This is a genomic window from Corallococcus sp. AB030 (assembly GCF_003668965.1).
Classification (GTDB): domain Bacteria; phylum Myxococcota; class Myxococcia; order Myxococcales; family Myxococcaceae; genus Corallococcus; species Corallococcus exiguus.
The window spans coordinates 1-8,023 of sequence record NZ_RAWQ01000310.1 but is presented as its reverse complement, the minus strand read 5'-3'; the positions used below and the strand labels follow the sequence as shown (position 1 = coordinate 8,023).

The following is an 8,023-nucleotide window of genomic DNA, read 5'->3' as shown; positions in this document are numbered from 1 at the left end:
GCCCTCTCTGGCAAGCAACTCGACGCCATCGCGCATGAACTCAACGGGCGCCCGCGTCAAACACTTGCATGGCGAACGCCTGCCGAAGTATTCGCGTCAGCTGTTGCGACGACCGATTGAGAGCGCCGGATAAACCCACGACATGCTTGATAACTGGACCCCCGTTCCGAATAGCTCAACTTGGTTTGCGGACAAGTAGCAGCCGTGAAAGCCACTGCCTTAGCTTTCCCATGGGGGGCAGAGCCAATGCTGACGGTCGGGCAGTGTCCGCTGGCACGACTTCTTCGGTTCTTTCGGATGTCCCGTAGTAGCGGGCCTTTGCTTTCTTATCCCGTCGGCGTTCCGCCTCGATCCGCTTGTCCGACCAGGGGCGAGCCTCAATCACCCATCCTCGGTCAATGACATAATGCGAGCGGCATGCGATGTTCCAGTTGCCGATCGATGGCCACAAAGAAATCGTTTGCCCATCATACGTAATTCTCCAATCGGTTGGCGTCAAAGGTGTCACCACTTCCTCGCCACAACCACAGCAGCAAAGATGGGCAACTGTGCCGTACTCAAGCGAAACATAGAGCAATTCCGGCTCTAATTGTTCCGGGATGTACTGCACGAACTGATGCCTGAGACGAGAGTATCGCATCATTTGCAATCCTCGTTCAGTAGCATGTTTCCATCAGTCGTATAGGTGCTGTGGTGCTCGTTTTCCAAGTCGCGGTAGAAACCGCGAATTTTCTTCCACTTGATGATGGCTAGCACTGCATTCAAAGCATTTAGGTCAGCGACTTGGATATTGGATGAGTAGAGGTCATCCGCGCCACCGCCAGAAAAAGAGATGCGACCCTTATGGACATGGTCGCGCTTCTGCGGAGTGCTCGCCGTAACTCGCAGAATCCCTCCCAATGAGCCGTTGACCAGTTCCAAGCCCAGTCCAACATCCACGAACGCGACTCCGAGCGTCTCCAATTTCTCAATGATGGTGCGCTTGGCACCCCCGGAGTCCATGCAGATGAAGGCGAAAGATATTCCTGTCAAAAAATGAACGTTACTGGCATCGAGGCGCACTGCATGTGCAGCAATCCCGCGGTGCATCTTCGAATAGACGGATTTGAAGTAGTCAACCTTCTTGGGTGCATCGCGCAATTCTTCGATAGATGCTGCGCTTGGTGCACGAAATGCATTGTGTTGCAGGAAGGTGTCGTCATCGAACAGACGAATCTCCCGAACCGGCGTCTTGGCAACAAAATCGAGTACATATGAGCCGGTGCCGCCCAAGCCGACAATTGCCACTTTCTCTGACGCGAGACGTTCGGTCAGCGCGCTGATTCCTACGCGGCCCGACGCGGTCTCCATGTAGTTGAAGATGCTGTTATCCTCAATTTCAGGCTCACGAAAGACTCTCGGGCTGACGTCTGGCTTCAAGACCTTCGCCGGACCAGAAATGATGTTCGCGTAGGTGGTCATCTTCTGGTGGTAGTCAGAGTAACCATCGGCCGGCTTGCTGGAGAATGAATGCTTCGCTGTCACCCCATCGCCAAGGGTGAAGTCGCCAGTTTGGTGGCTGATCCCTTGGATTGGCGTCCCGTCCGCTTGGCACGGGAAGCTGCCGTCGAAGTGCACAACGTGCGTATCCGGAGGACAGGTGATGTCTCCCGCGAGAGCCAGACTGGAGATAAGGGACCCAGTCCTCACCTGTCGCTGAGAATCGACGTAGGGCACTTCACGCATTACCAGGCAGTTCCCCCGGATTTGCATGAAGTAGCCCTCGTCGCGCAGTTGCTTCAGGTCGGGGCTATGACTGAACAGTCTTGGTGACATTGAAGATGGTCCCCCGCTCCTTGACTTCGACGACGCCCCCAGCACCAAGTTCGCCAGCGTGTGGCTTGGACACGGCATGGCGGTAGGTCATCGAGAACGCAGCGTTCGGCTCGTGAGTGCCCGGAAAGGCAAGGTGAACAACCTGCTCGAAGGTCACCAACTTGTTGTTCACCACCCGAGGCCGCGCGTTCACGATGATTTCGAACGTCAAAGTAGGTTTCGGCGCAGTGATGAAGTGCTCGATACCCGGAGCCGTGAGGTCGATCAGTTCATGAGGCGCGACGAGTCGGTCTTTACCGCCGCGCACCTCAAGGAAGACCGCCTTATCCTCACCGATTCTCGCCAGAGCGTAGAGCGCAGCACCACTGATGGCCGGCTTACCCCATGAGAGCTGGCTGCCATCCAGCGTCAGCTTGAAGTCGCGATCCGTCTGAAACGCGACGAAGCGCTCGGCACCGCGGGCGCGGAGATCGAACGGCTCGTCGAGTCGGAGGTCCTCGAAGTCACCAGAGGGCAGAATCGCGAAGAGGCTGTAGCCTCCGCGCGGATCCAGTCCCGCGCTGGACATGATCTGGCGTCCCAAGGGAATGGGATCAGCCACGAGCACAGGTCGGAAGGAAAGGTCGCCCTGCGCGACCTGGATCCGGTAGCCGCGAGCGAGTCGCAAGGCCCGGTTTTCCCGCAGTGCTTCGCCCACATCGTCGTACTCCAAAAGTTCGTCGGTCTTCATTGTGATTGCGCCTCACACGCTGGGCCGGGTCACTCCCGGCTCTCGCAGGCTCAATCGACGTGACAAAAAGCGACCGGTAACGTCGGTTAAAATTCTCGTGGGAGGACTCCGTCCGGGGTCGGCCCGCACACAAAGAAGGCCGGGCAGCCCGGACAGCTGCGCGGTGACGAGTCCGCAGGAAAATAACCTTTACGAATCTGCTGTAAAAATTCGACGAGCTTGCCCCGTCGCTTCTCCAGTTCCTTGGGCGACAAATTCAGGGGTCTTGAGGTCTGGTCCGATAGATGGACGAGTTCAACGGCGGCCCCCGGGGAGACCTGCTGAGTGGCGAGAAGAAACGCGGCGGCGCCCACGTCCGTGGTATCTGCGGAGCGGAAATGACCGGTTTGGATGCGACGAAACACTCGGACGCCATCCGGTCGCACGAGCACGTCGTCTGCGTAGACGACGATTTCGTCGTCACCAGCGGCAATGCGTAGAGCAGGTAGTGTCTCCGACATCACCCCCATGCGAACCGAAATGAAGTACCGAAGCATGGCGAGGGCGAGCGCCTTGAAATCGTCGACGTAGCCGTGTCCGGCTAAGCCATGGGCCGCGAACGCGGCGATCAGTTCCCGCTCCAACTCGCTGTCTGCCGGAATCTGTCCATTTGCGATGATGGCTTCGACAACGGTGCGGACTGCTTCGTGCATCTGCATGAAGGCAGTCATTGTTCTGCGCCCGCCTACGTGAAGTACATGAGAATAGAAGAAGCGGCGGGGACAGCGCTCGTACAGTGCAATCTGCCGTGAGCTGAAGCTTAGGCGTCCTCGAATGTCGAGTTTGATCTCTCCTGTCTCGGGCGCCATCACACGGCCCGGAGTGGGACTGACCTGCCGCTGAGACAGGACCCCACCCAGCCGGCCGAGAAAGGATGATAGTGTCCATGTATAGCCATTGGATTTCTTCGTTGGGGCGTACAGAACCAGTCGATCACGGGCACGGGACAAAGCCACGTAGAACAAGCACTCCTGCTCTTCGGCCTGACTATTATCGAAGCTATCATCAGTATTACCTTGCGCACCTTCAACCATGCCCGTTGGTGGGGGGCATGGCGGCGATGGCGGCTTCCGGGGCATGGTGCCCTGATTCAGGCTTGGCACGTGAATGACTGGGAATTCAAGTCCCTTCGCCCCATGAATGGTCATGAGCCGCACGGCATCAAGACCCTGGGCTGCAGCCGGAAGTTGTCTCAGGTCGCGATCGTCTCCAAGACGAACGAGGCGGCGTACGCGATCGAGCAGTCGAACAATAGGTAAGCCAGGGCCAGGCGGTTGCACACGCAGGAAATTCATCAACTGCCAGATAGCAATCCCACGCGTCCGATCTGAGATGGAGGATGAATCGGCGATCCGTGCAGCTATTCGTGTCCGACTGAGCAGTACATGTGCGAGCACTGTCCATGGCGACGAGGTCTGGTCAAAGTCGCAGAGTGTTCTCGCCAGCCCTTCAAGCGATCTTCGCCCCACCTGTGAGAGCTCAGGTATTGCGCCAAGGCTTCGCAACCACGCACCTGGCTCCTTTTTCGCGTCGCGGAGGTGGTCAAATACCGCCGCTACATCGGTAATCGACAGGGAGAATTCTGGCCAGCATGCTACCCGAGTGAGCCCCATCGCCCAAGGATCGGTAAGTAGCGACAGCAGCGAGAGAAGGTCTTTGATCTCCGGCCGTTCAAAGAGACTGCCAAGAAATAGTACAGGTACTCCCAGGCGCTCAAGCCCCTGTGCCATTGATGACAGCATCTCATTGCCAGTGCAGAGCACTGCTTGATTATGATATGCATGGCCCGCTCTGCGCATTTCCTCAATTCCGTCCGCTAGCGCGGCTAGTTGCAGTTCTGAACGTTCGACGGTGCGCAATTCGAGGCGATTCCCGCTTACTCCTCGGTCTGCCTCCAATCTTGCAACTGCGCCACCAGTTTTCATGCCGACAGCGAACGTGGAGAATGCGTTAACTATCTCCTCAGTGGATCGATAATTTTTCTTTAGACGGCCTCGAATACCACCAGTAAAATCTTCCGTGCCGAAGCGCGCCATGTTGAATGACGATGCACCTCTGAAACGATAGATTGACTGCTTCGCATCCCCGACACACCAGAGATTTTCGCCAGTGCCGCACAGTGCAGACAGGAGCCGAACGCTGCTCCGATTTACATCCTGATATTCATCTACCAATATGTGTTTGTACTGCTCTTGTAGGTGTGTGCGGATCGCTGGGCTCCCTTCGAGGAGCCGCGCAGGCATGGCTACTAGATCTCCAAAGTCAATACGGTGCTCTTGCCGCTTGAGGGTCTCATATGCTGCATAGATGCGAGCGACTTCTATTGCCTTTTCAGCCGCTCTTATCGTTTCGTCATCACGAGCATTGAAAAGCATCGCCTCGGCAAGCTGGAGGTAGCGAGTTTCGTCGACCACTTCGTCCTTCGCCCGTGAGATTGCCGCCAGCGCATCAGATATGATTTGAGTTGGGTCGTAGAGGTTGCGGTAGTGCCTCAGGTCGAGTCGCGGGAACTCTCGCTCAAGGAGTTCAACCGCTTCAACACGATCAATCATTCGAGGCTCCTTGGGGAGCCCCAACTCGGCATGAAATCGGTGGATCAAGTCGAGCCCAAAAGAGTGAAACGTCCCGATCCACATCGCAGCCGCCGAATCCTTGTGCTTTTGCGCTATTCGATAGGCCATCTCGTGGGCGGCTTTGTTAGAGAACGTCAGGAGAAGAATTGTTCGGGGATCAATGCCTTCAGTTAGGAGCCTCTCGACTCGACCGGTCAATGTCTGGGTTTTTCCAGTGCCAGGGCCGGCTTCAAGCAGATAGGCAATGCCACGATGGTCGGCTGCGGAGGCCTGCAACGAGTTGAGGGGATGCTCAACTCCTGATGTCATTGCGCCGGGGGAAATCGATGGCAGCAAAAGCGCGTCGAACAGTTGCTGCGCTACCACGTCTAAGGGCGCGCCAAGCCGCTCGGCGATATCTGTAACCTGCAGGTTATCCTCAAGATGAAGCTTCCGCGCCACAGGTCGCGGAAGCAGGAATTCACGCGCAAACAGGTCCATCTGTACTTCGCGTCGCTGTCGGCGACCATAATCAACTACGCGCTCGGCTCCAATCGGCGAAGGTTCCGCCGGGCGCGCAGGGTCGATAGTATTTGCCGGCTCTGCCTCGATGTCGTCGCCAAGCTCTACATGACCTAATTCGTGCGCAATGAGAAACGCTTGCTCAAAGCTCGAGCCGGCGTTTTCGTGCAGTATGAGTCTATCCCTAGGAATGAACGCCGCGCGCCCTCCGTTCAGCAGTGCAGAGCCGACGGCGGTTGGCTCGACATCAAGTCCCCGCCGCCTGGCTTCAGCCACTGCAAACTCATAGGGTTTCCATGGGTCGAGCCCGTTGGCAACAGCCTTTAGATGCAGTGTTGTTGCCGTCTGTCTTCCGAGTTCGACTCTGTCCATCGTCAGTTGTCGTCCGTCATCAAGATAAAGCGCTTCTCGTCGGGAACGCCTGCGTCAATCAGTAGGCGTTCGAAGCTCACGGGGGCATCCATGTGTGGCTTTGCATTCGATTTGTAACTGCGAGCCGGATCCGGTGTCTGTGGCAATGCGAGAATGTCGACAAGGACGCCAAGCGTGACATCTAATGCTGCGGCTAGGCGTGACAAGAAGTGTCGTGGAACCGAGGTGGTCTCCACTTGGCGATCTCTGAAGGCTGTAATGATCTGTCGTGGTACCTCAAGCTTCATTGCGAGGTCACGGACCTTGTCCGGCGACAAGGCGTCGAAAGGGTTCGTAGTAGTCCTCCGAGTGCTTTCCTGGTGGCGGCGCCAAGCGGCATCGATAAGCGCTTCGTCCTCAGGGGATAGTGGCTCTTTGTCCTCGCAGTAGTCGCGGGACAATTCTCGCGACAGGTCGATGAGGTCGTCGGCGAGGTCTGGATAGTCGCGCAGGTATCGTTCGAGTGTTTCACGACCTGGAGTGGGCTCTACTGCAAATGCGTTTAGAACATCGTCGCGAGATGGCCGCGAAGTGTGGGACGTCATGGCTCGTCTCCTTTGGATAGAGCAGAACGTAGGCTGATCATGGCCCTGTCACGATAGTTCCTGATGGTCTTTTCAGACTTTTCCAGTGTGTTGGAAATGGTGACTGCGCCTGCCTGCTTGGAGTCAATTAGGAAGCCTAGCCGAATCATCTCGATGACCCTCCGTTGATTTGTTGGCAAAGCGTCAATCGCCGCATCTAGGAGAGACCGGTACATGGCAGAGGCATTCTCCATGTCGCTGAAGGGGTCAAAGCTACCGGTTGCACACTCAATCTCGATGTCGAACTCGCCTGTCTCCTCGTCGACCTCAAGAACAGTCGAGCGTTGCTCTTCTCTCCAAGCCTGCTTCTGGGCGTCAAGCCGCAGGTTTCTTAGAGCCGAATCAAAGCGTACTTCGTAGAAATCAAGCTTCTCCGTGTATGCCACTCTGTCGATGGCAAGTAGTTCTGAAAATTCGGAGAGAACCTGTTCTCTGATGTTGGTTGCTATAAACGATATGTCCCTTGATCCGACGCGGTCTCTCTTGGGAAGGCATCGCATTATACGCTCCAGCAAGATTCTGTAGAGCTGTCTGTGGGAAGCATCTAACGCGCCATCCCTGCCCGCCCGGACAAAATAGAGCAAGCATTCGCTCGGGACGTAGAAAGGATCCTCTTGATTCGCGACACGAGCCCTGACGACGAGTTCGTCTCGTGGCAGGCTCTCTAATTCGACCAGCTTGGTCTGAATGTGCGGAGTCCTGGTATATGTGTTTCCGTTTGATTTTTTTCTGAGGGGAGTTGCCAATGCCAGCCTCTGACTGGAGTGTGTGAGTTGCGTTTGTGGTGGGCTGTGTTGAGGTTGCTTGTGTGTTTTGGCGGGTTCGTTGTTGTGGCGGCGGGCGTTGGAGTTTGATGAATGCTTCGGTAGAGGGCATATTGGCTGCGCAGTTGATGCACGGAACGCTGGTGCTCACAGAATCCTCTCTCTGGAGTGTGTGGCCGTATCAGGGATGCCGCCTGCTACGTTGGTCCAATATGATCGGCGACAGCGTACCCAATCATCTCCATTGAGATAGTACGTAGGCCCTTCCTATGTACTGAATACCTCTTTGTGGGGAGCGGCGGACTAGGCGCATGGTTGGGAACGAGTGAACCAGTACGCGGAGTGACATCTCTGAAGGCAGTGACGCGTCGTGTTGAGTGCCCGGTCAAGGGGACGGTTCCACATTAGGGCAGATGCCTGAGCCCCTTGCCTTCTTTGATGCGTAATTAGGGGCCGTTGGCAAGTGGCTACGGACCTAATACTACCCGGTCACTTGAATCCAGGTGGCTGCCATGATCTACGGTCGGGATGACACCGGGACAGCTGCGCAAGCTGGACGAGGCGCTGAGCGCCTACCTTGAGGAGATGGTCGCCGGCATGGGGCGG

Annotated in this window: 6 protein-coding genes; all 6 read right to left on the bottom strand. The window is 56.5% G+C overall.

The annotated features are described in order from the left end of the window. Positions 1 to 175: 175 nt before the first annotated feature. Positions 176 to 610, bottom strand: coding sequence for a DUF6527 family protein (locus D7Y15_RS40810; RefSeq protein ID WP_199746050.1), 435 nt, complete (start codon positions 608 to 610; stop codon positions 176 to 178). A 29-nt stretch (positions 611 to 639) separates the two neighbouring features. Beyond that, entirely contained in the window at positions 640 to 1,815 is a 1,176-nt protein-coding gene (locus D7Y15_RS40805; RefSeq protein WP_121755956.1) for a ThiF family adenylyltransferase, read from the bottom strand. After that, positions 1,790 to 2,545, bottom strand: coding sequence for a multiubiquitin domain-containing protein (locus D7Y15_RS40800; protein ID WP_121755955.1), 756 nt, complete (start codon positions 2,543 to 2,545; stop codon positions 1,790 to 1,792). Before D7Y15_RS40800 ends, D7Y15_RS40805 begins: the two co-directional genes overlap by 26 nt. 86 nt (positions 2,546 to 2,631) lie before the next feature. Next, positions 2,632 to 6,030 (bottom strand): UvrD-helicase domain-containing protein, encoded by a 3,399-nt coding sequence (locus D7Y15_RS40795; RefSeq protein WP_121755957.1) that lies wholly within the window; start codon positions 6,028 to 6,030, stop codon positions 2,632 to 2,634. Between the two features lie 2 nt (positions 6,031 to 6,032). Then, complete coding sequence (locus tag D7Y15_RS40790) at positions 6,033 to 6,614, bottom strand: hypothetical protein (RefSeq protein ID WP_121755954.1); 582 nt, start codon at positions 6,612 to 6,614, stop codon at positions 6,033 to 6,035. Further along, positions 6,611 to 7,399 carry a hypothetical protein gene (locus D7Y15_RS40785; RefSeq protein ID WP_199746049.1) on the bottom strand — a complete coding sequence of 263 codons (789 nt, stop codon included), beginning with the start codon at positions 7,397 to 7,399 and terminating at the stop codon, positions 6,611 to 6,613. Before D7Y15_RS40785 ends, D7Y15_RS40790 begins: the two co-directional genes overlap by 4 nt. Between the last annotated feature and the right edge of the window lie 624 nt (positions 7,400 to 8,023).